24 protein-coding genes are annotated in these 25,669 nt (G+C 56.5%); 7 read left to right on the top strand and 17 right to left on the bottom strand.

The annotated features are described in order from the left end of the window. Positions 1-13: 13 nt before the first annotated feature. From sseB to trmJ, 11 genes are all read right to left on the bottom strand, one after another. Entirely contained in the window at positions 14-790 is a 777-nt protein-coding gene (gene sseB / locus JT31_RS17420; protein ID WP_038479982.1) for an enhanced serine sensitivity protein SseB, read from the bottom strand. A gap of 130 nt (positions 791-920) precedes the next feature. Beyond that, entirely contained in the window at positions 921-2,207 is a 1,287-nt protein-coding gene (pepB, locus tag JT31_RS17415; RefSeq protein ID WP_038479979.1) for an aminopeptidase PepB, read from the bottom strand. A gap of 217 nt (positions 2,208-2,424) precedes the next feature. Then, entirely contained in the window at positions 2,425-2,625 is a 201-nt protein-coding gene (gene iscX, locus JT31_RS17410) for a Fe-S cluster assembly protein IscX (RefSeq protein ID WP_038479976.1), read from the bottom strand. Between the two features lie 11 nt (positions 2,626-2,636). Then, the gene (fdx, locus tag JT31_RS17405) at positions 2,637-2,972 is read right to left on the bottom strand and encodes an ISC system 2Fe-2S type ferredoxin (protein ID WP_008459424.1); all 336 of its coding nucleotides are present in this window, start codon (positions 2,970-2,972) and stop codon (positions 2,637-2,639) included. Position 2,973: 1 nt separating this feature from the next. Beyond that, positions 2,974-4,824, bottom strand: coding sequence for a Fe-S protein assembly chaperone HscA (gene hscA / locus JT31_RS17400; protein ID WP_038479973.1), 1,851 nt, complete (start codon positions 4,822-4,824; stop codon positions 2,974-2,976). A gap of 35 nt (positions 4,825-4,859) precedes the next feature. Continuing rightward, positions 4,860-5,375, bottom strand: a complete 516-nt coding sequence (gene hscB / locus JT31_RS17395) for a co-chaperone HscB (protein WP_038479970.1) — start codon at positions 5,373-5,375, stop codon at positions 4,860-4,862. An 84-nt stretch (positions 5,376-5,459) separates the two neighbouring features. Beyond that, positions 5,460-5,783, bottom strand: a complete 324-nt coding sequence (gene iscA, locus JT31_RS17390; protein ID WP_038479966.1) for an iron-sulfur cluster assembly protein IscA — start codon at positions 5,781-5,783, stop codon at positions 5,460-5,462. Between the two features lie 75 nt (positions 5,784-5,858). Continuing rightward, positions 5,859-6,245: a Fe-S cluster assembly scaffold IscU gene (gene iscU / locus JT31_RS17385; RefSeq protein WP_038479961.1), complete on the bottom strand. Its 387-nt coding sequence runs from the start codon at positions 6,243-6,245 to the stop codon at positions 5,859-5,861. A gap of 42 nt (positions 6,246-6,287) precedes the next feature. Next, positions 6,288-7,502: a cysteine desulfurase gene (gene iscS, locus JT31_RS17380; protein WP_038479958.1), complete on the bottom strand. Its 1,215-nt coding sequence runs from the start codon at positions 7,500-7,502 to the stop codon at positions 6,288-6,290. Between the two features lie 115 nt (positions 7,503-7,617). Continuing rightward, positions 7,618-8,106, bottom strand: coding sequence for a Fe-S cluster assembly transcriptional regulator IscR (iscR, locus tag JT31_RS17375; protein ID WP_038479956.1), 489 nt, complete (start codon positions 8,104-8,106; stop codon positions 7,618-7,620). Positions 8,107-8,235: 129 nt separating this feature from the next. Further along, a complete protein-coding gene (trmJ, locus tag JT31_RS17370) occupies positions 8,236-8,973 on the bottom strand; it encodes a tRNA (cytosine(32)/uridine(32)-2'-O)-methyltransferase TrmJ (protein ID WP_038483263.1) in 738 nt (245 codons plus the stop codon). Between the two features lie 119 nt (positions 8,974-9,092). Between trmJ and suhB the strand changes: the two genes are divergently transcribed. Continuing rightward, positions 9,093-9,899, top strand: a complete 807-nt coding sequence (gene suhB / locus JT31_RS17365; RefSeq protein WP_144244060.1) for an inositol-1-monophosphatase — start codon at positions 9,093-9,095, stop codon at positions 9,897-9,899. 102 nt (positions 9,900-10,001) lie between these two features. On the opposite strand, the gene JT31_RS17360 is transcribed toward suhB, so the two are convergent. Together JT31_RS17360 and JT31_RS17355 are read right to left on the bottom strand one after the other, a co-directional pair. Beyond that, the gene (locus tag JT31_RS17360; protein WP_038479949.1) at positions 10,002-10,982 is read right to left on the bottom strand and encodes a nickel/cobalt transporter; all 981 of its coding nucleotides are present in this window, start codon (positions 10,980-10,982) and stop codon (positions 10,002-10,004) included. Continuing rightward, positions 10,973-11,584: a DUF1007 family protein gene (locus JT31_RS17355; RefSeq protein WP_071842985.1), complete on the bottom strand. Its 612-nt coding sequence runs from the start codon at positions 11,582-11,584 to the stop codon at positions 10,973-10,975. The genes JT31_RS17360 and JT31_RS17355 overlap by 10 nt, the downstream gene beginning before the upstream one ends. 160 nt (positions 11,585-11,744) lie before the next feature. On the opposite strand from JT31_RS17355, the gene csiE reads away from it, so the two are divergent. Next, complete coding sequence (gene csiE, locus JT31_RS17350; RefSeq protein ID WP_038479943.1) at positions 11,745-13,025, top strand: stationary phase inducible protein CsiE; 1,281 nt, start codon at positions 11,745-11,747, stop codon at positions 13,023-13,025. Here the strand turns inward: csiE and JT31_RS17345 are convergent. The 4 genes from JT31_RS17345 to JT31_RS17330 form a co-directional block, all read right to left on the bottom strand. After that, positions 13,022-14,176, bottom strand: a complete 1,155-nt coding sequence (locus JT31_RS17345; protein ID WP_038479940.1) for a 3-phenylpropionate MFS transporter — start codon at positions 14,174-14,176, stop codon at positions 13,022-13,024. The two genes, csiE and JT31_RS17345, sit on opposite strands and share 4 nt — an antisense overlap. A gap of 103 nt (positions 14,177-14,279) precedes the next feature. Further along, complete coding sequence (locus JT31_RS17340; RefSeq protein WP_038479937.1) at positions 14,280-15,101, bottom strand: aldose 1-epimerase; 822 nt, start codon at positions 15,099-15,101, stop codon at positions 14,280-14,282. Further along, positions 15,101-16,540, bottom strand: a complete 1,440-nt coding sequence (locus JT31_RS17335) for a sugar porter family MFS transporter (RefSeq protein WP_038479935.1) — start codon at positions 16,538-16,540, stop codon at positions 15,101-15,103. The genes JT31_RS17340 and JT31_RS17335 overlap by 1 nt, the downstream gene beginning before the upstream one ends. A 65-nt stretch (positions 16,541-16,605) precedes the next feature. Continuing rightward, on the bottom strand, positions 16,606-19,878 hold the full coding sequence (locus tag JT31_RS17330) for a DUF5107 domain-containing protein (RefSeq protein ID WP_038479932.1): 3,273 nt from the start codon (positions 19,876-19,878) through the stop codon (positions 16,606-16,608). A gap of 115 nt (positions 19,879-19,993) precedes the next feature. Here JT31_RS17330 and JT31_RS17325 point away from each other — a divergent pair, with 115 nt between their 5' ends. The 5 genes from JT31_RS17325 (at position 19,994) to JT31_RS17305 (ending at position 25,668) form a co-directional block, all read left to right on the top strand. Beyond that, the gene (locus JT31_RS17325) at positions 19,994-21,187 is read left to right on the top strand and encodes an ROK family protein (protein ID WP_038479929.1); all 1,194 of its coding nucleotides are present in this window, start codon (positions 19,994-19,996) and stop codon (positions 21,185-21,187) included. Positions 21,188-21,289: 102 nt separating this feature from the next. Beyond that, on the top strand, positions 21,290-21,712 hold the full coding sequence (locus JT31_RS17320; RefSeq protein ID WP_038479926.1) for a DoxX family protein: 423 nt from the start codon (positions 21,290-21,292) through the stop codon (positions 21,710-21,712). A 382-nt stretch (positions 21,713-22,094) separates the two neighbouring features. Then, the gene (locus JT31_RS17315; RefSeq protein ID WP_038479923.1) at positions 22,095-23,078 is read left to right on the top strand and encodes an autoinducer 2 ABC transporter substrate-binding protein; all 984 of its coding nucleotides are present in this window, start codon (positions 22,095-22,097) and stop codon (positions 23,076-23,078) included. A gap of 108 nt (positions 23,079-23,186) precedes the next feature. Further along, complete coding sequence (locus JT31_RS17310) at positions 23,187-24,686, top strand: sugar ABC transporter ATP-binding protein (protein WP_038479920.1); 1,500 nt, start codon at positions 23,187-23,189, stop codon at positions 24,684-24,686. Beyond that, complete coding sequence (locus JT31_RS17305) at positions 24,679-25,668, top strand: ABC transporter permease (RefSeq protein WP_038479917.1); 990 nt, start codon at positions 24,679-24,681, stop codon at positions 25,666-25,668. The genes JT31_RS17310 and JT31_RS17305 overlap by 8 nt, the downstream gene beginning before the upstream one ends. Position 25,669: the final 1 nt, after the last annotated feature.

The raw sequence follows: 25,669 nt of genomic DNA, 5'->3' as shown, positions 1-25,669 counted from the left end.
TGGCAAACAGCCGTCAAATAATACGGTTTTGCTTAAAGTCGCGCAGGAAGCTACCCCAACGGCGTTCGTAGAACGGGGTTATGTGGGCAATCATAAAGTGGCTGATGCCCTTCTCACCCTCCACGACCAGGCAGATATCAACCGGCTCATCGCCCGGTAACGTATCGGTTGCCACGCTCCCGGCCTGGCGAATGATTGCCTCGATGTCGCCGTCAGCCTCAATACCGATCAGCAGGTTTGGTTCTTCGTCTGCCTGTTCCTTGATGGAGCAGATAAACGCCCGTTTAACCGTTTTCAGGTTTTTAAACAGCGTCGTCAGCGAGTCGACCATCTGTGCTGGCGGCTCGGCAACTTCTGAAAGCAGCAGCGAGGTGCCGCCCTCCAGCACTTTCTGCTGGCTCAGAGGGTCACTCTCTGCGCTGACCAAATGGTTGATTTCGTTTGGCGTAAATTCTTTGCCGGTCGGCAGTTTGGCGTTAAGGAACAGAGATTCGCCCAGCGTCATTTCAAACAAAGTGCGCACGGGCATCACCACAAACGCCTGCTCATGGCTTACAGCTTCCTGCAGAGCTTCCAGGGATGTGAAGAAAGGGATCACCGAAGTACCATCTTCTTTTTCCCAGTGCTGCAGTTCAACCGCACTGTCGGCGTCGATAGCTTCACCTTCCGCCGCGTTGCCCGGCACCCAAACGGTGGATTCCAGCAGGGTACGGAAAAATGCCGGGCGGTGGGCCGGCTCGGTTGCCGCCTGCTCAAGCAGGGTTTCTAGTTCATTTTTTGTTTCTGACATTGTGATTCCGGGATAAAGCTTAAGAGGTTTTACCCTCACCCTAACCCTCTCCCTGGAAGGGTGAGGGGACAGTTCAGGACCGTCCTTCCCCCTCTCCCCTATGGGGAGAGGGCCGGGGTGAGAGGCAGTATTACTTAGCTAACAGCAGATTGGCGATCGCACGTACGCCCAGACCGGTGGCACCGGCAGACCATTGCTCAACCGCGCCCTTACGGTAGGTTGCAGAACAGTCCACGTGTACCCAGCCCTGGTGGTAGTTTTCCACAAAGTGAGACAGGAAACCTGCCGCAGTGCTTGCACCCGCCGGATAAGAGGCGTTGGCGGTATTGTTCAGCTCGGCGAAGTTAGACGGCAGCTGGCTGCGGTGGAATTCCGCCAGCGGCAGGCGCCAGAACGGCTCGTTTTCTTCGGCGGCGCTGGTCAGCAGGCGAGCGGCCAGCTTTTCGTCAAAGCTGAATACCGCGTGGTAATCGTTACCCAGCGCCGTTTTCGCCGCACCGGTCAGGGTGGCGCAGTCGATAATCAGCTCTGGTTTCTGAGCGGCAGCGTCAATCAGGCCATCGGCCAGCACCAGGCGCCCTTCGGCGTCGGTGTTCATCACTTCAACGGTTTTACCGTTACGGTAGGTGATGATGTCACCCAGCTTCATTGCATTGCCGCTGATCATGTTATCCGCGCAGCACAGGAACAGCTTCACGCGCTTGTTCAGGCCACGGGTGATGGCCAGAGCCAGTGCGCCGGTAATAGTCGCTGCACCGCCCATGTCGGATTTCATAGAATCCATGAACGCGGTCTGTTTGATGCTGTAGCCGCCGGAGTCAAAGGTGATGCCCTTCCCGACCAGGCTTGCGTAAACCGGCGCGTCCGGGTTACCGGTTGGGTTGTAGTCCAGCGCCAGCAGCACGGGTGCACGGTCAGAGCCACGGCCAACGGTGTGGATCCCGGCATAGTTCTGCTCACGCAGGTCTTCGCCCTTGGTAATACGGTAAGAAACGTGGTCACAGGCAACGTCACACAGCAGGTCAACGGCGCGGGAAGCAAGCTGCTCCGGGCCCAGCTCTTCTGCCGGGGTGTTGATGGTGTGGCGAACCCAGTCAATCACTTTCAGGCGGCTATCCAGCTCTTTCTGCTCGGTTTCGCTCAGCACGGCCCAGTCAATTTTGCGGGTGCCTTTTGGTGCGCGATAGCCCTGCCAGAAGGCCCAGCTCTTCTCTACGTCCCAGCCTTCGCCAGCCAGCTGAACGTGCTTCAGCCCCTGGCCATCAATTTTGCGCGCTGCGCGCTGGATAAGACCGAGATCGTCTTTGCCGGTCAGGTGTAGGGTAATGCCGTCATTGTTAATGCTATACGTCGCCTTTTCGCCCCAGCGTGCGTCCGCTGGCTGCGTGGAAAGGGTGATTTTCATGGCTTCAGTCATTTTCCAATCCTTCATTGTTCAGCACAGGCAAAATGCAAAAACGGGCCGCCCAAGGCAGCCCGTTAGATTGATGTCAAACAGCCGAAAAATGGGATTTTCGACTGTTTGGGGCAAACCAGAGAACACAATTCATTGCTTTTATTCGATCGCGATCCGAACATTTTAGGGCAATGAACCTGGTCATCAGTACAACGGGCCGCCCAAGGCAGCCCGTGTATCATTCAGCTTCATCTAACCAGACAAGCAAAATCGCTTCCAGTACTTTCTCGTTAGAAGCGCTCGGATCGTCATCAAACTCTTCCAGCTCGCAGATCCACTGGTGCATATCGGTGAAACGCACCGTCTTAGGATCGAGATCCGGACGGCTGTCGTACAGCGCTTCGCCGATTTCGCGGCTGTCGGTCCACTTCAGTCCCATGGCGACTCCCGTTAATGTTCGCGTGCGTGGTTAATGGTGTAACGCGGCATCTCAACCACCAGGTCTTCGTCGCTGACGCGAGCCTGGCAGCTCAAGCGGCTTTCCGGCTCCAGACCCCATGCTTTATCCAGCATGTCGTCTTCGTCCTCGGTGCTTTCCGCGAGTGAATCAAAACCTTCACGCACAACGCAGTGGCAGGTGGTGCAGGCGCAGGACTTCTCACAGGCGTGTTCAATCTCAATACCGTTGCGCAGCGCAACGTCGAGAATGGTTTCACCTTGCTTCGCTTCCAGAACTGCGCCATCCGGACACAGGTCCTGATGAGGCAGAAAAACAATCTTTGGCATATTAAACCTCGTCCACGGAATGGCCGGTCAACGCTTTACGGATCGATTGATCCATACGGCGCGCGGCGAATTCCTGGGTTTGCTTGTCTACGTTTTTGATTTCATTTTGAATAGCGTCGGCATCGTCACTCGCGGCGGCAGCGCTTAACGCGGCCATCGCGGCATCAATGTCGGCACGCTCTGCGGCGCTTAGCAGCGCGGCATCCGCCGTCAACGCGCTGGTCAAACTCTCCAGCACGCGGGCAGCTTCGACTTTTTGCTCGGCCAGCATACGTGCTTGCACGTCATGCTCGGCGTAACTCATGGAGTCCTGAATCATGCTGGCAATTTCGCCATCACTCAGGCCATAAGAAGGTTTCACCTGGATTGAGGATTCAACGCCGGTGGATTTTTCCATTGCCGTTACGCTCAGCAGGCCATCGGCGTCTACCTGGAAGGTGACGCGAATATGGGCCCCGCCAGCGGACATGGCTGGAATGCCGCGCAGCGTAAAGCGAGCCAGCGAACGGCAATCCTGAACGAGTTCACGCTCGCCCTGCAGCACGTGGATAGCCATAGCGGTCTGGCCGTCTTTGAAGGTGGTGAATTCCTGCGCACGCGCTACCGGGATGGTGGTGTTACGCGGGATGACTTTCTCAACCAGCCCGCCCATCGTTTCCAGGCCAAGCGACAGTGGGATCACGTCCAGCAGCAGCATTTCGCTGTCCGGCTTATTCCCCACCAGAATGTCGGCCTGGATTGCCGCGCCGATGGCAACGACTTTGTCCGGGTCGATAGACGTTAGCGGCGTACGGCCAAAGAATTCGCCTACGCGCTCACGCACCAAAGGTACGCGGGTTGAGCCGCCAACCATCACCACTTCCAGCACTTCTTCTGCTTCTACGCCCGCGTCTTTTAACGCGCGACGGCAGGACAGCAAAGTACGTTTAACCAGCGAAGAGATAAGGTCGTTGAACTGCTCGCGAGTTACTTCACCCTGCCAGCCCGCCACTTCGACGCTGGCGGTGGCAGCATCGCTGAGGGCGATTTTGGCCGCGATGGCTGCGTCCAGAAGCTGGCGCTGTACGCGGTCGTCGCTGCGATCGGCAATTCCGGCCTGCTCGCGCAGCCAGTCGGCCAGCAGGTGGTCGAAGTCATCGCCGCCAAGCGCGGAATCACCGCCCGTTGCCAGCACTTCAAACACGCCGCGGCTCAGGCGAAGAATAGAGATATCAAAAGTACCGCCACCCAGATCGTAAACGGCAATGACGCCTTCTTTACCTGAATCCAGGCCATAGGCAATAGCCGCCGCGGTAGGTTCGTTCAGCAGACGCAGAACGTGCAGGCCAGCGAGGCGCGCGGCGTCTTTGGTACCCTGACGCTGTGCGTCATCAAAATACGCGGGAACCGTGATAACCACGCCATCAAGCTCCCCTTCCAGCGTTTCAGTGGCGCGGGCAGAGAGTGATTTCAGGATATCGGCAGAGATGCGAATCGGGTTAAGCAGGCCGGCCGGCGTTTCGATCATCGGCAGGCCGTTTTCACTTGCCTGCAGGCGATACGGAAGATGAGGATAACGCGTCTGAATGTCCGCCAGAGAGCGGCCCATCATGCGTTTTACCGAGCTGATAGTGTTAGCAGGATCCTGAGCGGCAAGCGCGCGCGCGTCAAAACCGACCAGATGCCCCTGCGGCTGGTAGTGAACAACAGAAGGCAGCAGGTGACGGCCTTCGTGGTCAGCAAGGGTTTCAGCCTGGCCGCTACGAACGGTAGCCACCAGCGAGTTGGTGGTGCCAAGGTCGATGCCTGCGGCCAGCCTGCGCTGGTGCGGCGCAGCCATCATGCCGGGCTCGCTAATTTGTAATAAGGCCATGTATCGCTTCCAAAAATCGGGCCTGAGTTCAGGCGTTAAAAGTCGAGCAGCTTTTCTTCTAGTTGTTCAATTTGGCTCTGTAATTTATCGAGGAAACGCAGCTTGCGAACGGTGTCCGCCGCCTGTTCCCACTGCTGGTCATCCAGCTGCTGTACCATCTGCGCGCTGCGGTTTTTCACCATCGTTTTTACGCGAGAGGCAAAGCTTTCAAGCCTGTCACTGTCTTTAGCCTGGTCGATATCATCCAGCTCTTCGCGCAGATCCAACTGTTCCATCAGGAACGCGGTGTCGCGCACGGTATGCTGTTCATTAGCCAGATCGAAGCCGTTCAGGGACAGGATGTATTCGGCGCGGGTAAGCGGGTGACGCAGCGTCTGCCAGGCCTGGTTGATGGTTGCGGATTGGCTAACGGCCAGAAGCTGTTCCGCCTGAGGGCGGCTGGCGTATTTGTCCGGGTGGAACTGGCGCTGCAGCTCCTGGTAACGGCTAGCCAGAAGCTCGATGTTCAGGGTATAGCCTGGCGTTAGCCCAAACAGGGTAAAATAATCCATAACAGACTCGGGTTCATGTCAGGTAAATGCTGGGTGGTAAAGCAAAATCCCCACGGGCCAAAGCCGGTGGGGAGATGCGCAGGATCAGACGTGGAAGCTTTCGCCGCAGCCACACTCGTCCTTCACGTTAGGGTTAGTAAACTTAAACCCTTCGTTAAGGCCTTCTTTCACGAAGTCGAGCTCTGTCCCGTTTAAAAATTGCAGGCTTTTACCATCGACAACCACCTTCACGCCTTTGTCTTCGAACACGGTGTCATCCACCAGCGGTTCGTCTACAAATTCGAGAACATAAGCCATCCCAGAGCAGCCTGAAGTGCGCACGCCCAGACGCAAACCAAACCCTTTACCACGGTTGGTCAGGAAGGCATTTACACGGGCAGCAGCGCTGTCGCTAAGGGTAATCGACATACAACAACCTCAATCAGATATTTAACTCGTCATACTTCGAGCCGCTGCCGGGCAGCAAGCTCGAATTAGTGAGAGTTATTTTGTTTCACGTTTGCTTTTGTAATCCGCGATAGCCGCTTTAATTGCGTCTTCTGCAAGGATTGAGCAGTGAATCTTCACCGGCGGCAGTTCGAGTTCGTCTGCGATGTCGGTGTTTTTGATCGCCTGCGCTTCGTCCAGGGACTTGCCCTTCACCCACTCGGTCACCAGCGAGCTGGAAGCAATCGCCGAACCGCAGCCGTAGGTTTTGAAACGCGCGTCTTCAATGATACCTTCATTGTTGACTTTGATCTGCAACTTCATCACGTCGCCACAGGCCGGTGCACCCACCATGCCGGAACCAACGCTATCGTCGCTGTTGTCGAAAGAACCGACGTTGCGTGGGTTTTCGTAGTGATCAATTACTTTTTCGCTGTAAGCCATTTTTACTTCTCCAGAATCTGAAATCGACGTCCTGACGAACGATCAGTGATGAGCCCATTCGATGGAATTAATATCCACGCCCTGCTTGAACATTTCCCACAGCGGAGAAAGGTCGCGCAGACGGCCGATGGATTTACGTACCAGCTCGATGGTGTAATCGATCTCTTCTTCAGTGGTAAAACGACCCAGAGAGAAACGGATAGAGCTGTGAGCCAGTTCATCGCTCATTCCCAGCGCGCGCAGCACGTAGGATGGCTCGAGGCTAGCGGAAGTACAGGCAGAACCTGAAGAAACCGCGAGGTCTTTCAGCGCCATGATCAGCGACTCACCTTCAACGTAGTTAAAGCTGACGTTCAGGATGTTTGGCGCGCCGTGCTCCAGGTCACCGTTCAGGTAAACTTCTTCCATATCTTTCACGCCGTTCCACAGACGGTTACGCAGCGTGCGCAGACGGGCCATTTCGGTCTCCATCTCTTCTTTTGCGATACGGTAAGCTTCGCCCATGCCGACGATCTGGTGCACAGGCAGCGTACCGGAACGCATACCGCGCTCGTGACCACCGCCGTGAATCTGTGCTTCGATACGGATACGCGGTTTACGACGCACGTACAGCGCACCGATACCTTTCGGCCCGTAAATTTTGTGGCCAGAGAAGGACATCAGGTCCACTTTAAGCTGGCTCAGGTCGATAGGCAGTTTGCCCACGCTTTGGGTGGCGTCAACGTGGAAGATAATGCCACGGGAACGGCACATTTCGCCGATAGCCGCGATATCCTGCACCACGCCGATTTCGTTATTCACGTGCATGATGGACACCAGAATAGTGTCTTCACGCATGGCGGCTTCCAGCTGCTTCAGGTCAACGATACCGTTGCTCTGCGGCGCCAGATAAGTCACCTCAAACCCTTCACGCTCAAGCTGGCGACAGGTGTCCAGCACGGCTTTGTGTTCGGTTTTTACGGTGATGATGTGCTTGCCTTTCTTCTGATAGAAGTTGGCGGCACCTTTGATAGCCAGGTTGTCTGACTCGGTCGCACCGGAGGTGAAAACGATTTCACGCGGATCGGCACCAACCAGCTCAGCGATTTGGTTACGGGCGATATCAACGGCTTCTTCAGCCTGCCAGCCAAAACGGTGGGAACGGGAGGCCGGGTTACCGAAGGTTCCGTCCATCGTTAAAAACTGCATCATCTTCTCAGCAACACGCGGATCAACCGGCGTGGTTGCGGAATAGTCGAGGTAAATCGGTAATTTCATTGCTCTTAAGCTCCGTACATCACTTCAATGCGAAGAATCAGGCTTAAAATATGCTGCCGTTATAGACAGGGAGCACCGCTCCCCCAACCTGATTCTAAAATTCTTGTTCTTCTGCTTATGCGCGCAGTTTGACGTCAATCGCGTCTTGAGAACGTGTGCTGCGATGGTTTTCATTGTGCTGACGGTCGGCCACGTCCAGAACTTCCTGGTTATTCACCAGTTCACCGAGGGTGATGTTGTTCAGGAAGCCGGTCAGGCGGTCGCTCAGATCGCGCCACAGCGCGTGGGTCAGGCACTTATCGCCGCCCTGGCAGCCACCTTTACCCTGACAACGGGTAGCGTCTACGGACTCATCAACGGCGCTGATCACTTCGCCCACGGCGATGCTGCCCGCGTCTTTACCTAACAGATAACCACCGCCAGGACCGCGCACGCTGGCTACCAGGCCATTTTTACGCAGGCGGGAGAACAGCTGCTCCAGGTAGGAGAGTGAAATACCCTGACGTTCAGAAATATCAGCCAATGGAACCGGGCCCGATTCAGAGTTCAGCGCAACGTCAAGCATCGCGGTTACGGCATAGCGCCCTTTTGATGTCAGTCTCATGTCTTACTTAACCTCAAATAGCCCCTCGACCCGGGGGTTTTTAAAAGTGTGATTGTCACATAGCAGGACGCAAGTCTGACATTCCTGAGTAAAATGGTCAACTATTTAACCTACCATTTTACTCAAGTATTATTGGCCCGATTTTTTCGGGTTTTCCAACGACGCCAGCATGCCGCGCAGGATGTTTAATTCCTGACTTTCCGGGCGTGCGCGGGTAAACAGACGACGCAGTCGGCTCATCACCTGCCCCGGATGGGTTGGGCGAATAAAACCGCTTTCCTGCAGCGCTTTTTCGAGATGCACGTAGAAACGCTCCAGGTCATCCACTAATGGATAAGGCGCGTCTTCGTCTTCTTTAGGGGCTTCCGGCTGCTCCTGGGTAGCAAGCCAGGCGATACGCACTTCATAGGCGAGGATCTGCACCGCCATAGCCAGGTTAAGCGAGCTGTATTCCGGGTTTGCCTGAATGGCGACGTGGTAATGGCACTTCTGCAGCTCTTCGTTGGTCAGGCCCACGCGCTCGCGGCCAAACACGATAGCGACCGGGGCATGCTGCGCTTCGCTGATGCTTTTCAGGCCGCATTCGCGTGGGTCAAGCATCGGCCACGGCAGCGTACGGGAGCGCGCGCTGGTGCCGACTACCAGGCTGCACCCTGCCAGCGCCTCATCGAGGGTATCAACAATCTGAGCATCACCAATCACGTCGCTGGCACCGGCCGCCAGGGCGATGGCCTGGGAGTCAGGTTTTACCAACGGATTGACCAGCCAAAGGTTAGTTAAGCCCATGGTTTTCATAGCACGAGCCACGGAGCCCATGTTGCCGGTATGGGAGGTTTCAACCAGCACGATTCGTACGTTTTGCAGCATTATCATTCACAGCCTGGGAAGAATATCGCAATATCTTATCATATCCCTGGGACATATTCCGAACGCTCTGCTATACTCCGCCGCGATTTCCGTTCTTTAACATCCAGCGAGAGAGACCGATGCAACATCCTATGTTGACCATCGCCGTGCGTGCTGCGCGCAAGGCGGGTAATGTAATTGCCAAACACTACGAAACACCAGACTCCGTAGAAAGCAGTCAGAAAGGCAGCAATGACTTTGTGACTAACGTCGATAAAGCCGCGGAAGCGATTATTATCGAAACAATCCGCAAATCTTACCCGCAGCACACCATCATCACCGAAGAAAGCGGTGAACATGCAGGCGAAGATAAGGACGTGCAATGGGTTATCGATCCGCTGGATGGCACCACCAACTTCATCAAACGTCTGCCACACTTCTCCGTTTCTATCGCTGTTCGTATTAAAGGCCGCACTGAAGTTGCCGTTGTTTACGATCCAATGCGTAACGAACTGTTCACCGCTACCCGCGGCCAGGGCGCTCAGCTTAACGGCTACCGTCTGCGCGGCAGCAACGCTCGCGACCTGGACGGCACCGTACTGGCGACCGGCTTCCCGTTCAAAGTGAAGCAGCACGCTCCTTCTTACATCAACATCGTTGGCAAACTGTTCACCCAGTGTGCAGACTTCCGTCGCACCGGTTCCGCTGCGCTGGACCTGGCCTACGTTGCCGCTGGCCGCGTGGACGGTTTCTTCGAAATTGGCCTGAAGCCATGGGATTTCGCCGCAGGCGAACTGCTGGCTCGTGAAGCGGGCAGCATCGTGTGTGATTTCACCGGCGGCCATAACTACCTGACAAGCGGCAACATCGTGGCAGGTAACCCGCGCGTAGTGAAAGCCATGCTGGCAACCATGCGTGATGAACTGAGCGAGGCGCTGAAGCGCTAAGCTTTTTTGCCTCCCCTTCGTTATCAGATAAGAGGCAAAAACAAAAATCCCCTCAGCCTTTGCGGCGAGGGGATTTTTTTATGCCCTTATTCTCAAGTACGGTCAGAAAGGCCGGATGCCTCTCGCCATCGGCTGAACGCTCAGCCACATGATAAGCGCCGCCACCACCAGAATCACGCCGCCCGCCAGCGCCAGCGTTGACCAGCCCACCTGCCGCCAAAGTACCGGCGCCCGATTGCCGCTTAACCGAACCGCCAGCGAGCGGAAGCTGTGCACCAGCAGCGCCAGGCCGGAAATCGTGATTGAGGTGCCCGCCGCCATCACCAGCGCAGAAAGCACGCCCCAGCTAAAGACTCCGATAACCTTGCTGAACAGCAGCACCATAATCGCGCCTGAACAAGGACGCATGCCCATGGACAGGACGATCATCAGCCTGGCCCGCCAGTCGCTCCCCGCTGCCAGCTGTTTTTCATCCGGGACGTGCTGATGCCCACAGCCGCAGTTAGCGTCATGCACATGATGCGGCGTAAACGAGGTAAATTTAGGTTTGCGGCGCAGCTGAACGCGTAAGCGGCGTAAAGCACGCCAGCTCAGCAAAACGCCCAGCGCGCCAACCAGCAGATAGCTACCTTTCTCAAGCCAAAAACTGCTGAGATGAAGCTGGCGCGACGGCAGGGCCAACACGCCCAGCACCACAACCACCAGCACAATAGCCACCAGCCCCTGTAATAAAGAGGCGGCAAAAGTCAGCCCCAGACTGCTTTTGAGCTTTGAAGGGTGCGTAGCAAGCCAGGTCGTAATAACAATTTTTCCGTGTCCCGGCCCCAGCGCATGCAGCACGCCATACACAAAGCTGAACGAGAGCAGCGACAGGCCCGCCCGGGCAGGGTTTTCGGCCACCTGGCGCAGCAGCCCGCTCAATTCCTGATTGATTGAGCGCTGCCAGCCGGCGGAACTAAGCAGGATTTGCGGCCAGTAGAGCCACAGGGCGTAAAGCCCGGCGGCGGCAAGCAGAATAAACAGCGCCAGCGGCCACAGATGGGCCCAACGGCGGACGGGAGAAGATACGGCAATTACTGACATGTTAGCGTCACCTCCTGAGCAAACTGCTTGCCAAGGTCCATGTCCTCCGGCGGCGCATCGGCTTTATCCAGCGACTGCGCGAACAGCAGCGTCTCTTCGCTCGGTTTCGGCGTATGAACGGAAATTTTACAGCTTGAGGCCAGCGTCTGCGGCAAATGCACGTCCGTATCGTGGTCGTAGCTCATGTCGACAAAATAGGTCGGATCGAAGGTCGAGAAGCGATAAGTCTGCCCTTTCAGCGGCTGCGGGTGCGCCAGCGGCAGCACAAACGTCAGCACCGCCTGATGATTGCTGCGGCTCAGGCCATACTGCGGCGGCAAATTGCCAAACTTCACCTTCTCTTTGTTATGCCAGAACTCGGTAAAATAGTGCTGCCCCAGCACGTTGGCCATCACCTCGGCGGCCAGCTTTTTCCACACCGGAGAATCCGGTTTAGCGTCACCGGCGTCATACAACAGATCCGCTGAAGTAATGTCGTCCATCGTCCACTGCATTTTTAGCCCCGTCAGCTGTCCCTGCTCAACCACCGGCGTGGTAATGATAGAGATAAAACTGTGGGGATGTGCCTGCACGCCCGCCGCCGAAAGCCCTACCACCAGCATGGTTACTCCCTTCAGGCTGATTCTTTTGTCGCTCATGCTTCCCTCAAGATTTAAATTCTGTGAGCCAGCCTAAATTCCGTGATGAAAAACTAAAAAGGTCGATATATGCGTCGAAACCTTTAGCTATTCTTAACTTCTGACACCACATTGGGACAGCCAGATGATGACTTTACTGACGCCGCCACCCTCTGTGCTCTCCAGTTCGCAGCGCCGCTGCCACCTGCTTCTGATGCTCTATCTTCCGCAACAGATCGTTACGCCGGAGGTGATTGCCGGCGTTAACGGCGTGGACCAGACGCAAACCCTGCAAGATATAGCCGACACGGGCCACGAGATCCAGAGTTATCACCGTCTCTCCCTGACTCAGCAGCAGGACGGCAGCTATCGGATTGAAGGCACAGCCCTCGACCGCCGCCTCTGCCTGCTGCACTGGCTGCGGCGCTCGCTGCGCCTTTGCCCTCAGTTTGTGCAGCATCACTTCAGCCCGGCGCTCAAGTCTGAGCTAAATCAGCTGGGGCTTATCAAGGCGTTGTATGACGAAACCAATTTACGGGCGCTGGTTAATCTGTGCGCCCGGCGTTTAAAAAGGCAGTACGACAGCCGGGACAGTCAGTTCCTGACGCTTTTTTTACAGTACTGTCTGCATCAGCATCATTCCGGCAACGCCCCCATCCTGACGCAGCAGCAGCGCGAATGGAGCCAGCTGCGGCCTGAATTTGTTGTCGCGCAGGAAATAGCGCGCCACTGGAAGCGCCGGGTAATGCGTCCGGCGGACGTCGACGAACAGCATTTCCTGGCGCTGCTGTTTCAGCTGCTCAGGATCCCTGACCCGATTAATGATGAGCACGAACAGGATGCGCGTTTACACAACGAGATAGCGCGGATGATTGAGCGGTTTCGCCAGCAGGCCGGGCTCTCTTTTAGCGACGAGCAGGGGCTGAGCGACCAGCTTTATATTCACCTCGCCCAGGCGCTTAATCGCAGCCAGTTTAATATCGGCATCGATAGCAATCTGCCAGAAGAGATAACGCGCCTCTACCCGCGCCTGATGAGAACCTCGCGAGAGGTACTTGCCGAATTTGAACAGCATTATGGGATTCACTTTTCCGATGCGGAAACGGGCCTGGTGGCGGTAATTTTCGGCGCCTGGCTGATGCAGGAAAGTGATATTCAGGAAAAGCAGGTGCTGCTGCTGACCGGGGACGATGTCGATCTGGAGCAAAAAATTGAGCAGCAGTTGCGCGAGCTGACTCTGCTGCCGTTGAACATTAAGTACCTTGCGGTACAGCAGTTTCAAAGCCAGGGCGCGCCGCGTGAGGTGGTGCTGGTGATTACGCCCTATTCCACTTCCCTGCCGCTGTTTTCCCCTCCGCTCATTCACGCCACGCTGCCGCTGGGAGACCACCAGCAACAGCGTATAAAAGCGCTGCTCGAAGCTTAGCTTTCCGCAGCGGAATTAACTGCGGTCACTTTTGGCCGCAGGAACAGCGCCGGTACCGCCACCAATGCCATGATCCAGAACATTCCCCCCTGCAGGTGCTGGTAGAGGAAGCCGGAGAAAATCGTCATCACCGCGATACCGCCGCCCATCGCCACCGCGGAATAAACGGCCTGCAGGCGAATCACTTCGCCGCCTTTTCGGGCTGAGATATAGCGCATCGCCGCGAGGTGGCAAATGGTGAAGCTGCCGCAGTGCAGGATCTGCGCGACAATCAGCCACGGAAGTTCGGTAGTAGTAGCCATCAGGCTCCAGCGGATAATGCCGGTGACGGTAGACAGCAGCAGCAGGTCGCGGGCGCTCCAGCGGCGGAACAGTTTGTTACTGAGGGCGAAAATAACGATTTCCGCCACTACGCCAAGCGACCATAAATAGCCCACCACCGAAGCGGAATAGCCCGCCCCCTGCCAGTAAATGGCGCTGAAGCCGTAATAGGCCGCATGCGCCCCCTGCAGCAGGGAAACGCAGGCCAGGAAACGCCACGCGCTGATAATCAGCCCTTTCCAGGCCGGCCAGCCTGCCGACGTCTGATGACGGACTTCCCCCTGCGGCATGATTGAAGGCCGCAGCATCATGCCAATCAGCATCGACGCCGCGCCGATGGTCAACAGCACCAAAATAGCCTGAGAGCTGAACTCGCTCACCAGCTTGCCGGTAACGGCCGAGCCGATGACAAACGCCAGCGATCCCCAGAGGCGCACCCGGCCATAATCCAGCGGCATTTGCCGCTGCCAGGTACCCGCCAGCGCATCGGTTAACGGCACCAGAGGCGAGAAGAACAGGTTAAAGCCAATCATCGTGAGCAGCAGCCATAATGCGGTATGACCCAGCCAGAAACCGGCGGCAAAAATCAAGGTGGCAAGGGCTAACAAACGGAGGGCAAAAACAAGACGGGAAGGATCGGTCACGCGTGGAGCTAATAACAAACTGCCGAGGAAACGGGCGATTAACCCTGAGCCTAACAGTAATCCGATGGTTTCAGGGGGAAGCCCGACGCCTTTGAGCCAGACGCTCCAGAAGGGCAGAAACACGCCATAGCTAAAGAAATAGGTAAAGTAGCTGAGCGCCAGCCAGCGCGTGGAATGCAAAACCATGATCCCTCCCGTTTTGGAGGCGATAGTGTCGGGGATAGCCGGCCGGCATGCAAGCAAACATTAACAGAGCAATAACACACATCAAAATAATGGATATTGCGCGCTAGCTCACCTCAACCTCCATCGACAGGCTCGTTGACTGACCTTGCTCCAGCATCACTAAACCGGGCATTCCCGCCTGATTATGCGCGTTGACCGGGTGCGTTTGCGGCTCCAGGCAGATAAACGGCTGGTCCGCCATTCTGAACACCATTAAATAAGGCGTTGGGCTGCGCAGGCAAACTCGCATGTCCGAATGCTCAATCAGAGCTAGCCCGCTCCAGCCGGAGTACCCCACGTTAAGCCACTTGTTCTCCGGCGTTTTGGCGCGGGAAAAATCAGTTTGAGCGGTGAACGTTCCTTCCCAGGCCAAAGGCAGATGCTGCTCGCCTTCAGGCCAGAAGCCGCTGGCGGAAAACTGCACCCGGCTGCCCGGCTCCAGCGCAAAATACGGATGCAGCCCAAGACCATAAACCATCGGCTTCTCGCCTACGTGCGTTAACTCAAGCTGGGTTAACAGCCTGTTGCCCGCCAGCCGCCAGGTCAGCTTCGCCAGGTAGTGAAAGCCGCAGGCATGCTGACTACGCAGGCTTAACGTCAAACGCTCTTCATCGTGATGCTCTACGTCCCAACGCTTTAGCCAGCCGTCTCCGTGCAGAAAGAAATGCTCATCGACAGGGCTGTCAGGCAACAAAACTCGCTCGCCGTGCAGTTGAAAGGCATTTCCGGCCACCCTGTTCGCCAGCGGCAGCATAGGAAACAGAGCCGGTTCAGCGGGATGAAAGACCGCTTTTCCGTGCGTCAGAGATTCAAAGCTGAGGACTGACGCCCCTTGCGGGGCGACGGCTAAACGGAGAAAAGCATTTTGCAGATGCAGCGCGTCCATTAACGCAGCGCCTTTGCCGCAGGCGCTGGCGAGGCATGCACTCGCCCTTCGGCCAGCTGCTGTTCCAGCGCTTCAAGGCTCACGCCTTTGGTTTCCGGCACGAAACGGCGCACGTAAATAAAGCCAGCGGCGCAGATTACGCCATAAAGCAGGAAGCTACCGGATGCGCCCAGGCCTGCATTCAACAGAGGGAAGGTGTAAGTCAGCAGGAAACAGGCCACCCATAGCGCTAATGTGCCCAGCGACATCGCCAGCCCGCGAACGCGGTTGGGGAAAATTTCCGACAGCAGCACCCAGGTCACCGGCGCCAGCGTCAGGGCATAGGTAGCGATAGCGGCCAGCACCAGAATCAATACCGGCAGGCCCAGAATGCCAAGGCCGTAAGCCGCGCCAATCAGCGCATAGATAATGGTCAGCCCGGCGGCACCGAACAGCATCAGTTTACGACGGCCGATTTTGTCCACCAGCGGCAACGCGGCAATGGTAAACACGAGGTTAATCAGGCCGGTAGCCACAATCGATTTCAGCGTGCTGTTAATATCAAATCCGGCAGAGGCGAAAATCTCCTGCGCGTAGTTGAAGATAACGTTAATCCCGCACCACTGCTGGAACACCGCCAGCACCATACCAATCACGATGATCGGGCGAACCTTTGGCTCCCACAGCGTCGACCACGATACTTTTTGTGTGTCCTTGCTTAACGTTTCCTGAATATCTTTCAGCGTTTCATCGGCATAGCTTTTACTGCCGATGCGGCTCAGCATCTGGTGAGCACGTTCGCTTTTCCCGGCTCGCACCAGCCAGCGCGGTGATTCAGGGACAAAGAACATCAGGATCAAGAACGCCGCCGCAGGCACTACGCCCGAGCCAAACATCCAGCGCCAGCCCGCCTGCCCGTTCCAGCTCGCGCTGATTTCCTGCATCGTTGCGTGGCTGGCCACCGGTTCGGCAATCATCAGGTTGATAAGCTGAGCCGCCAGCACTCCGATAACAATGGTGAGCTGGTTGACCGCGACAAAGCGCCCACGCTGCGCGGCCGGGCTAATTTCTGCGATATACATCGGGCTAAGCGCCGAAGCAAGGCCAATGCCTACCCCGCCGACAATACGCCATGCAACAAACAGGTCGAAGTTGCTGGCAACCGCCGTGCCCCAGGCTGAGACGGTAAACAGCAGCGCCGCAATAATAAGGGGAATTTTTCGGCCAAACTTATCGGCGCACCAGCCGGAGAGCAGCGCCCCGATGACACAGCCCACTAACGCTGAACTCATCGCCCAGCCGGAAACGGCCGGATCGGTAATCGAGAAATAGGCTTCGTAAAAAGGTTTTGCCCCGCCGATAACCACCCAGTCATAACCAAACAACAGCCCGCCACAGGCGGCCACCAGACAGATGGTCCAGACGTAACCCATGCGTAATTGCGATTGCATACGTTCCATGGTCGATCCTCATCTTGTATTTGTAGGGTAAAGAGCGGGCACTCATCGTCGCCCGCGAATTATGGTTAGAACACGCCGGAGCTAAGGGCCTGACGCAGCAGATGCGCTTTGTCATGGGCCGGGTTAAGCGCCAGTAACTCCTCAACCAGCTGATTGAACGTGGCTATATCCCCCAGGCCAAGCTGTCCAAGCGCCTCAACAAAAAGGCAGTGCTGGCGATGCTGCCTGCGCGAATCCCCGTTAAGCGCAATCAGGTCAGGCAGAGAAACGGCGAAGAAGTCGGCCTCAACAACGTCTTCCCTGTGATCCCGAGCCCAGTCGATAAACGCCCTGAACTGCTGGTGAGCCGCTTCGAGTTCCCCCAGCTGCTTGCGGGCCATGGCCTGATAGAAGAGGTAATCCACCGGCTGATCGTTGTAATAGCGCCCAGCGGCTAACGAAGTGCCGCCTTTCAACGCCTCGCGGTAGCAGGATTTGGCCAGCTCTTTACGCTGCTGAAGCTGGGCGCAGCGGCCAAGCAGATACCAGATATCGTTATCGGTTTGCCCGACCAGGCGGCCTTCACCAAGGTTTTCCGGGTAACGCAGCGCCTGCTGAAGCAGCTCCTCCGCCTGGCCATATTCGCCGTCAGCCATATTTGCCAGGGCACGACGCTGCTGGTTGATCAGATACTGCCCCGTCACTTTGCCTTCGCCGCCTTCCCACGGATGGAACTTGCGCTCCGCCAGGACCTTAGCGGCTTCGTCATGCTTGCCGTGAAGGTTCCACAGGCTGAGTAATTCAGCGCTCAGATCGTCACGTTTCAGCGCCACCTCACGTTTCGCCTCAAGGCGGGCCAGACGCTCATCCGACGAGCGGCCGTTCAGCTTCAGCAGGAAATCGAGTTCGAACAGGAAGCGGGCATTCTCGGGTTCGAGATCCACCGCACGCTGCAGCAGAGTTTCAGCTCGCTTAGCATCCTGTTCTTTATTCCAGGCATGAATGGCCAGCACGCGCTGCACGGAGGCGAACTCCGGCACTTGTTCGGCGCAGAACGCCCAGCAGCCAAGGGCTTCGTCGTAGCGGCGCTTGCTGTACCAGAAGCAGCCCAGCAGATACTGCGCAAAGCCATCCTGCGGCAGGCGCATCAGCATCTGCACTTCATCCAGCGTGTTAGGGAAACGAACGCGGGCGGTGAATTTTTCGCGAGCCTGAGCCAGGTAGCCCTGTTGGCGCTGAGGATCAGCTTCCAGCGAGGCCTGCCACAGCAGCGGCATTGCTTCCTGGGCGTTGAGCACCGCCAGCAGCTCACGAGCAGCGGTTTCTGCGCCAAAGCTCATCAGCCATCCGGCCAAAACGCTGGCGTTAGTGCCACGCTGCCCGGTGACCTGCAGCAGCTTTTGCTTGTCGCCTTCGTTTTGGGTAATGGCCCAGCGGGCATAATGCAGGGCATAGCTCAGCGGCCAGACGGCAAGCTGCTGCTCAGTCCACGCCAGCGCGGTGGCTTTTTCACCCTGCTGATGCAGCGCCAGCGCTTTTAGCGCCATGGCCAGGTTATTGGAGGCATTGAACTGCAGGCTTTGGGACACCAGCGTTAATGCCCGAGCGGTTTCCCCTTTGCGCATCGCCAGGCGTGCCAGGGCATAAAGGGCCGCATCCCGGCAGTTGCCGCTCCAGCTCGCCTTGTAGTAATCGTCGAAGGCTCCTTCGTAGTCGCCCAGACGCTCTTTCGCCGAGCCGCGCAGCTGGCTGGCATCGCCGTTTTGCGGGTTTTTGTTCAGGCGATGGGCGCGTTTTAGCGCCGCATCAGCATGCTCTTTGGCTTTTTGCCAGTTACCCCGGTTAAATTCGAGCGTCCCCAGCGCGACGTTGCTGCGGTAATCGAGCGGGTCAATGTCCAGCGCTCGCTGGTAATAATCGAAGGCCGAACGGCTGGCGTGCAGATACTGTTCCAGATGCTGCCCGATGAAATAAAGCTCATCGCAGTTATCAATCTGTTCGGGCTTAGCCGGAGCCTGCGCCGCCTGCGGCAGAGGCAGCTCTTCAGGGACGTGCTCAAGATAGCTCAGCAGCGCTTCACCACGTTCGTTAAGCAGAGTCAGCGTCAGACGCTGCGGCCAGTCGTCCGCCAGCTGATGTTGCCAGGCTTCCGCCGGCTTCAGGCTCAACGAAGATTGCCACAGGATTTGACCGTCGCTTTCAAGGCGCAGCGTGGCCTGCTCCAGCGGTGAAATCGCATAGACGCCAAGCGCTAACTTCCCAGGCTGGCGTTCGAGCTTGATTGCCGCCTCGGTATTGGCATTTTGCAGCGTGCCCAGCTTGCTGTAAGGCAGGAAGTTTTGCACAAACACTTTTTCTTCAAACGGCGCCAGCCAGGTGAAGTCCGGCTGGTTGTCGGTGAACACGCCGGTCATTAGCTCAATGTAAGGGCCGTTGCTGTCGGTAAGGTTGCGGTCCCAGGCCAGGCCAAAGTCACAGTTGCCCCAGGTCCACTGCTTCTTGCCCGGTGACACATGGTGATCGGCAATGTGCAGCAGCCCCCCCTGCTCGCCGTGGTGATAAGCCCCCACGAAGTCGTAATCGGACTTATCGGCCATGAAGGACGTTGGCACGGGAATATTTTTGTAGCGGGAGATATCCACGCCTGCGGAGTAATCCACCTTGTAATAGGTGCCGTGGGCAATCGGGAAAGCGGAAACGTCGCGTTTGCCGTGGTCAAACACTGCGGTAACGTCAGGCGGGAACACGCTTTGGTGCTCGTCACCGCCCTTCACCGCCGGGTTAGCCCACCACAGGAAGTGGCGCGGCGTGGCGTTGCCGTTAAAGACTTTACCGGTAATTTCAATCAGCGCTTTTTCAGGGTAAAGCGTAAAGCCGGTCATCACCTGCAGGCCGCGCATAGGTTCAACTTCACCCAACCAGACGGTTTGCGCCCCACTTTCGTGCTGCTGGAAGGTGACGTCCACCGGCATGAAGGTCGTCGGGCGGTGGTGCTGCGGCCAGTTAAATTCGATCCCGCCGGAAATCCACGGCCCGACCAGGCCCACCAGCGCGGGTTTAACCACTTCGTTGTAGTAAACAAAGTCGCGCTCCATCACTTTATCCCAGGCGCGGTGAATACGTCCGCCAAGTTCCGGCAGCAGCATGACGCGAATAAAATCATTCTCCAGCCATACCGCCTGATACTCACGCATTTCGCGCTTACCGGTCAGAGTATCAATCACGCCATAAGGGTAAACCGCCCCGGAAGAGCCCTGGTAGACGCGATGCTCGAGGAACATCGGGTTAGGGTCTTCTGCGCCGGTGGTCCATGTGGGGAGTGAAAGGGTTTCCTGCCAGACTTTTACCGCTCCGTACATAGCAACTCTCCAGTAAACAAATAACAGTGAATTGGGTGTTGCCAACAGTTTGAAACAGCCGTTTATGATTTAATCGCTTAATGCTCACGCAATACAGTTAACGAGGTTTAGTGAAATGCAGGAGTCAGGTCTCAACAATCAGCGGGTGCGCCAGCTCAACCGGCAAACCCTGATGAAGCTGGTATGGCGGCACAAACGGCTGAGTAAATCGCAGTTTGCTCAGCACACCGGGCTGTCGATTCCGGCGGTCAGCAACATTCTGGAAGAGCTGGTGGCAGAGGGAAAACTCAGCCATTCCAGCGAAAACCTCAGCAGCCGGGGGCTTAACGGCGGCAGCTATCAGATCCCGCCGGAAGGGAATTACATTCTTTGCATGAACGTCACCCCCACCAGCATTGAAAGCCAGCTGTGCAACGCGCAGCTGTCGCCGATAGAGGAGTTTGAACGTCGCTCAATTTCCGCCCCGTCTCCCCAGGCTTTATTAGCCGCCATTGAAGCCATCTGGCATCAGCGGCGCAAAAGCTGGCCGAAGAAAACCATCAACCTCGCGCTGGGGATCCACGGGCAGGTCGATCCCGTGACCGGCGTGTCGCAGACCATGCCCCAGGCGCCGTGGCGCGAAGCGGTGGAAATTAAGTATCTGCTGGAAGAGAAGCTCGGCGTCACGGTGCTGCTGGATAACGACTGCGTGATGCTGGCGCTGGCGGAAAAATGGCAAAACGCCGGGAATCGGGAGGATTTTTGCGTGCTCAACGTCGATTACGGCATCGGCTCTTCGTTCGTTATCAACGGGCAAATTTATCGCGGCAATCTCTACGGCAGTGGGCAAATTGGCCACACCATCGTCAACCCCGACGGCATGGCTTGCGACTGTGGGCGCTACGGCTGCCTGGAGACCGTGGCCTCATTAAGCGCGCTAAAAAAGCAGGCGCGTATCTGGCTTAAAACACATCCTGAAGCGCAGCATCAAGATCCGGAAAGGCTAACCTCCCGGCAGCTGGTTCAGGCGCTGCATGCGGGCGATGAAAGAGTGGCTCGCTGGGTGGAAGATTCGGCCAATGCTATTGGGCTTAGCCTGTATAACTTCCTTAATATTCTCAATATTAATCAAATCTGGTTTTACGGCCGCAGCTGCGAGTTTGGCGAGAACTGGCTGAACTCTATTAAACAGCGCATCGGTTTTAATCCGTTCGACCACGGCGACGCCTTAAAAAGCAACGCCACGCAAATAAACTTCGGCCAGCTAACGCGTGCCCAACAGGTCATGGGGATTGGTTATTTATATGTCGAGGCCGGGCTGGTAGCGTAAAACATTCACTAACACAAACAGCGTGGTACAGGCGCAGCGGCAATGGCAGGCTCCGGTTTTGTGTATTAACTTTAACTTGAGTCCACTACAGGCGAGCCCGCTATGAACACACTACGCTATTTCGATTTTGGTCAATCACGTGCCCTGATCCTGCTTATTGCTCGTATTGCGTTGATTCTGCTGTTCATTATTTTCGGCTTGCCGAAGATCAGCGGATTCAGCGGCACCGTTGCCTATATGGAGCATCTTGGTACTCCCCTGCCAACGCTTGCGGCGGTGATTGCGGTGTTTATGGAAGTTGTTGCCGCTATCCTGATCATCATCGGGTTCTTTACCCGCCCGCTGGCCATTTTGTTTGTGTTTTATACCCTCGGGACGGCGGTTATCGGCCATCACTACTGGAATATGACCGGCGACGCGGTGATGCCGAATATGATTAATTTCTATAAAAACATCAGTATAGCTGGCGGATTCCTGCTGCTGGCGGTGACTGGCCCCGGCGCTATTTCCGTCGACAAGCGCTAAATACATTCCCCGTTTAAAGGCCGCTTATGCGGCCTTTTTCATTTGTCTCCGCCCCCATCCTGCTTGACTCGCTTCAGCTCACAAATTCGTAACATTCTTTTGCTGGCTGACGGTTTCTCTTTCCTCCCACACGCCATCTTTAAGCCCAATTGTTTTCTTTTTGTTAACTTACAGTTGCTAAATGGCGTTTAATTAACACCAACAAACCCGACCAGTATAAAAAAACATCATATATTTAACCATTTTTTAACCAAATAAGATCCAAAAACAAACAATAATGGGCACCAATCACATTTAGAAAAACTGCGATTCATTCTCTCTTCCCTTCGTTGCTAGTCTCCTCTCCGTGACATGCCTCAGTCCCTCATAAAAAGGTACACCTATGAAATTCAAACTCGCATTACTCAGTGCAACCCTGATTTCTGCATGCATGTTGTCCGGTACGGCCGTTGCGGCGGATAAGTATGAAATCGCAGTGGTGGCGAAAGTCACCGGGATCCCATGGTTCAACCGCATGGAAACCGGCGTCAATGAAGCCGCGAAAAAACTCAACGTTAACGCGTACCAGACCGGTGCCGCTACGCCCGATCCCGCTCAGCAGGTTAAGGTGATTGAAGATCTGATCGCCAAGAAAGTGAACGCCATTATCGTGGTGCCTAACGACGCTAAAGTGCTGGAGCCGGTGCTGAAAAAAGCGCGCGATCAGGGCATCGTGGTGCTGACCCATGAATCACCTGACCAGCAAATCGGTCAGTGGGATATCGAAACCATCGACAGCGAGAAATACGCTCAGGCCAACATGGATGAGCTGGCGAAAGACATGGGCGGCAAAGGCGGCTACGCGATTTACGTCGGCTCGCTGACCGTGCCTTTGCATAACGCCTGGGCAGACTCCGCGATTAAGTACCAGAAAGAAAAATACCCGGATATGTTTGAAGTAACTTCGCGCCTGCCGGTGGCTGAGAGCATCGACAAATCCTACTCCACCACGCTCGACCTGATGAAAACCTACCCGCAGATGAAAGGCGTGATCGGCTTCGGTTCCCTCGGCCCAATCGGCGCGGGCCAGGCGGTTCAGAAGAAACGCGCGAAGGATAAACTGGCGGTAGTTGGCATCGCGATGCCGGGCCAGGCCGCGCCTTACCTGATGCGCGGCGATATTAAAAAGGCGCTGCTCTGGGACCCTAAAGATGCCGGTTATGCGCTTGTCACCGTGGCCGACCAGCTGCTGCAGGGCAAAGCCGTCACCAAAGACCTGACCATTGACGGTCTGGGCAAGGCCGATGTCGACATGGATAAGAAAGTGATCCGCTTTAACAAGATCCTCGAAGTCACCAAAGATAACGCTCAGTCACTCGGTTTCTAAGGCACTTAAGCCAACACCAGGGAAACCGGAACGCCGGTCAATTGGCCGGCCTTCTCCAACAAGATTATTTTGTCGCGCCCACGTCGGGCGCAGGCAGGGGCATTACCCATGACCGACACTTCCGCATTTATCACTCTTGAGAATATCAGCAAGGAATTCCCGGGCGTGCGGGCGCTGGATAACGTCAATCTGACGCTCAAAAAAGGCGAAGTCCATTGCCTGGCCGGACAAAACGGCTGCGGTAAAAGCACGATTATTAAGGTGATTTCCGGCGTCTATCACCCGGAAAAAGGAGCGCAGATTGCCCTCGACGGCAAACTGTTCCACAGCCTGACGCCCACGCTGTCCGCTCATTACGGCATCCAGGTGATCTACCAGGATCTCTCTTTGTTCCCCAATTTCAGCGTGGCCGAGAATATCGCCGTGCACCGCTACCAGCCCGGCGGCAGCCTGTGGGTTAACCGTAGCGCGATGAAAGCCCAGGCGCTGGCGGCGATGAAACGCATCGGCGTGTCGCTCGATCCTGACAAAAAAGTGGAAAAGCTGTCGATAGCCGACCGCCAGCTGGTCGCGATTTGCCGCGCCATTGCCGCCGATGCCCGGCTGGTTATCATGGACGAGCCGACAGCTTCTCTGACTCGCCTGGAGGTTAACGGCCTGCTGCGCGTGGTGAATGAACTCAAAGCGGACGGTATCTGCGTGGTGTTTGTCAGCCATCGGCTGGACGAGGTGATGGAAGTCGCCGACCGCATCAGCGTGATGCGCGACGGGAAGCTGGTCGGGACCTGGCAAGCCAGCGAGCTGGACAGCTATGAGCTTGCCTTCCTGATGACCGGGCAGCGCTTCCACTACAGCCCTCTCCCGGAAAAACCGCCGGTAGAAAAACAGCCGATGCTGGAGCTGCGCGGCCTCAGCCGCAAAGGCAAATACCACAACATTAGTCTGGCGCTGCGCAGCGGCGAGATTGTCTCCATCGTCGGCCTGCTCGGCTCTGGCCGTACCGAATTGTGCATGAGCCTGTTCGGCATGACGCAGCCGCAAAGCGGTGAGATGCTGATCGACGGCGTGCCGGTGAGGTTTCGCAACAATCACGATGCGATAAAACACGGCATCGGCTACGTCTCTGAAGATCGCCTGACCCAGGGACTGATCATGGAACAGTCGATCTACGACAATACCATCGTGACGGTTTTCGATCGGCTCCATACCCCCGCCGGGCTGCTCGATCACGCCAAAGCCCGAACCCTGGTGGCCGATCTCATTCGCGAACTGAACATTAAAGTCTCCGATGCCGGGCTACCGGTAAAAACACTTTCAGGCGGCAACGCCCAGAGGATCGCCATCGCCAAATGGGTGGCGACTAATCCACAAATATTAATTCTCGACTCACCCACGGTGGGGGTGGATATCGCCAACAAAGAAGGCATTTACCAAATCGCACGCGCCCTGGCAGAACAGGGGCTGGCGGTACTGATGATTTGCGATGAAATCCCGGAGGCGTATTACAACAGCCACCGCGTGCTGGTGATGCGCCGGGGCGAACTGGTCGCAGAGTTTACTCCTCATCGCTGTAGCGAACAGGACATTGCTGAGGTGGTCAATGAATAACCCTCGTTTCTCCCGCCTGCTCGGGCAACATGAATTCTGGCTTGGGCTGCTGGTGATTGCGCTGGCCGTTGGCCTGAGCATCAGCACCGATGAGTTTTTGTCGCTCGGTAACCTGACCGACGTCGCCACTAGCTACGCCATTCTCGGCATTCTGGCCTGTGGGCTGTTCGTGGTGCTTATTTCCGGGGGGATTGATATCTCGTTCCCGGCGATGACCGCGATTGCCCAATACGTCATGGCAAGCTGGGTTATCGCCCACGGCGGCAACTTTGCGCTGGCGCTGGTGATGTCTATCGCCGTCGGGCTGCTGCTCGGGCTTATCAACGGCTTCCTGGTTTACTGGCTGCGGGTGCCGGCGATCATCATTACCATCGCCACCCTCAACCTTTACTACGGCCTGCTGGTTTACCTCACCAAAGGCACGTGGCTGTACGGCTTCCCGGACTGGTTTATGAACGGCATTAACTGGTTCTCTTTCACCGCCAAAGACGGCTATCAGTACGGGTTAACCCTGCCGCTGCTGTGCCTGGCCGCGGTGATTATCTTCACCGCCGTGCTGATGAACTACACCCGCCCTGGCCGCCAGATTTATGCCATGGGCGGCAACCGCGAGGCGGCATCTCGTCTGGGGATGAACCTGCTTAAGCTGCATTTTTACGTCTACGGCTACATGGGCATTCTGGCCGGCATCGCCGCCGTGGTACAGGCGCAGATAACCCAGTCCGTCGCCCCTAACTCGCTGCTGGGCTTTGAGCTGACGGTGCTGGCTGCGGTGGTTCTCGGCGGGACAAGCATGAGCGGCGGGCGCGGGACGCTCACCGGCACCCTGCTCGGGGTTATCCTGCTGGCCTTCTTACAAAACGGCCTGACGCTGCTGAGCGTGTCCTCCTACTGGCACGCCGTGTTCAGCGGCGTGATTATCCTGGTCAGCATCAGCGCCACGGCCTGGAATGAAAAACGCAAACTCGCAAGGGAGCTTTGAG

Source organism: Cedecea neteri (genome assembly GCF_000757825.1).
Taxonomy (GTDB): Bacteria; Pseudomonadota; Gammaproteobacteria; order Enterobacterales; family Enterobacteriaceae; genus Cedecea; species Cedecea selenatireducens.
The sequence above is the reverse complement of the archived record's forward strand: the minus strand, read 5'-3'. Positions and strand labels throughout refer to the sequence as shown.

Excerpts from the sequence above, each read along its gene's own strand:
- hscB (WP_038479970.1), bottom strand. The coding sequence starts at position 5,375 with ATGGATTATTTTACCCTGTTTGGGCTAACGCCAGGCTATACCCTGAAC.
- suhB (WP_144244060.1), top strand. The coding sequence starts at position 9,093 with ATGCAACATCCTATGTTGACCATCGCCGTGCGTGCTGCGCGCAAGGCG.
- JT31_RS17320 (WP_038479926.1), top strand. The coding sequence starts at position 21,290 with ATGAACACACTACGCTATTTCGATTTTGGTCAATCACGTGCCCTGATC.
- JT31_RS17355 (WP_071842985.1), bottom strand. The coding sequence starts at position 11,584 with ATGCTGGTGGTAGGGCTTTCGGCGGCGGGCGTGCAGGCACATCCCCAC.
- JT31_RS17345 (WP_038479940.1), bottom strand. The coding sequence starts at position 14,176 with ATGGTTTTGCATTCCACGCGCTGGCTGGCGCTCAGCTACTTTACCTAT.
- JT31_RS17340 (WP_038479937.1), bottom strand. The coding sequence starts at position 15,101 with ATGGACGCGCTGCATCTGCAAAATGCTTTTCTCCGTTTAGCCGTCGCC.
- JT31_RS17335 (WP_038479935.1), bottom strand. The coding sequence starts at position 16,540 with ATGGAACGTATGCAATCGCAATTACGCATGGGTTACGTCTGGACCATC.
- iscS (WP_038479958.1), bottom strand. The coding sequence starts at position 7,502 with ATGAAATTACCGATTTACCTCGACTATTCCGCAACCACGCCGGTTGAT.
- trmJ (WP_038483263.1), bottom strand. The coding sequence starts at position 8,973 with ATGCTGCAAAACGTACGAATCGTGCTGGTTGAAACCTCCCATACCGGC.
- fdx (WP_008459424.1), bottom strand. The coding sequence starts at position 2,972 with ATGCCAAAGATTGTTTTTCTGCCTCATCAGGACCTGTGTCCGGATGGC.
- csiE (WP_038479943.1), top strand. The coding sequence starts at position 11,745 with ATGATGACTTTACTGACGCCGCCACCCTCTGTGCTCTCCAGTTCGCAG.
- JT31_RS17315 (WP_038479923.1), top strand. The coding sequence starts at position 22,095 with ATGAAATTCAAACTCGCATTACTCAGTGCAACCCTGATTTCTGCATGC.
- JT31_RS17325 (WP_038479929.1), top strand. The coding sequence starts at position 19,994 with ATGCAGGAGTCAGGTCTCAACAATCAGCGGGTGCGCCAGCTCAACCGG.
- iscX (WP_038479976.1), bottom strand. The coding sequence starts at position 2,625 with ATGGGACTGAAGTGGACCGACAGCCGCGAAATCGGCGAAGCGCTGTAC.
- JT31_RS17305 (WP_038479917.1), top strand. The coding sequence starts at position 24,679 with ATGAATAACCCTCGTTTCTCCCGCCTGCTCGGGCAACATGAATTCTGG.
- iscR (WP_038479956.1), bottom strand. The coding sequence starts at position 8,106 with ATGAGACTGACATCAAAAGGGCGCTATGCCGTAACCGCGATGCTTGAC.
- iscU (WP_038479961.1), bottom strand. The coding sequence starts at position 6,245 with ATGGCTTACAGCGAAAAAGTAATTGATCACTACGAAAACCCACGCAAC.
- JT31_RS17360 (WP_038479949.1), bottom strand. The coding sequence starts at position 10,982 with ATGTCAGTAATTGCCGTATCTTCTCCCGTCCGCCGTTGGGCCCATCTG.
- sseB (WP_038479982.1), bottom strand. The coding sequence starts at position 790 with ATGTCAGAAACAAAAAATGAACTAGAAACCCTGCTTGAGCAGGCGGCA.
- JT31_RS17310 (WP_038479920.1), top strand. The coding sequence starts at position 23,187 with ATGACCGACACTTCCGCATTTATCACTCTTGAGAATATCAGCAAGGAA.
- iscA (WP_038479966.1), bottom strand. The coding sequence starts at position 5,783 with ATGTCGATTACCCTTAGCGACAGCGCTGCTGCCCGTGTAAATGCCTTC.
- JT31_RS17330 (WP_038479932.1), bottom strand. The coding sequence starts at position 19,878 with ATGTACGGAGCGGTAAAAGTCTGGCAGGAAACCCTTTCACTCCCCACA.
- pepB (WP_038479979.1), bottom strand. The coding sequence starts at position 2,207 with ATGACTGAAGCCATGAAAATCACCCTTTCCACGCAGCCAGCGGACGCA.
- hscA (WP_038479973.1), bottom strand. The coding sequence starts at position 4,824 with ATGGCCTTATTACAAATTAGCGAGCCCGGCATGATGGCTGCGCCGCAC.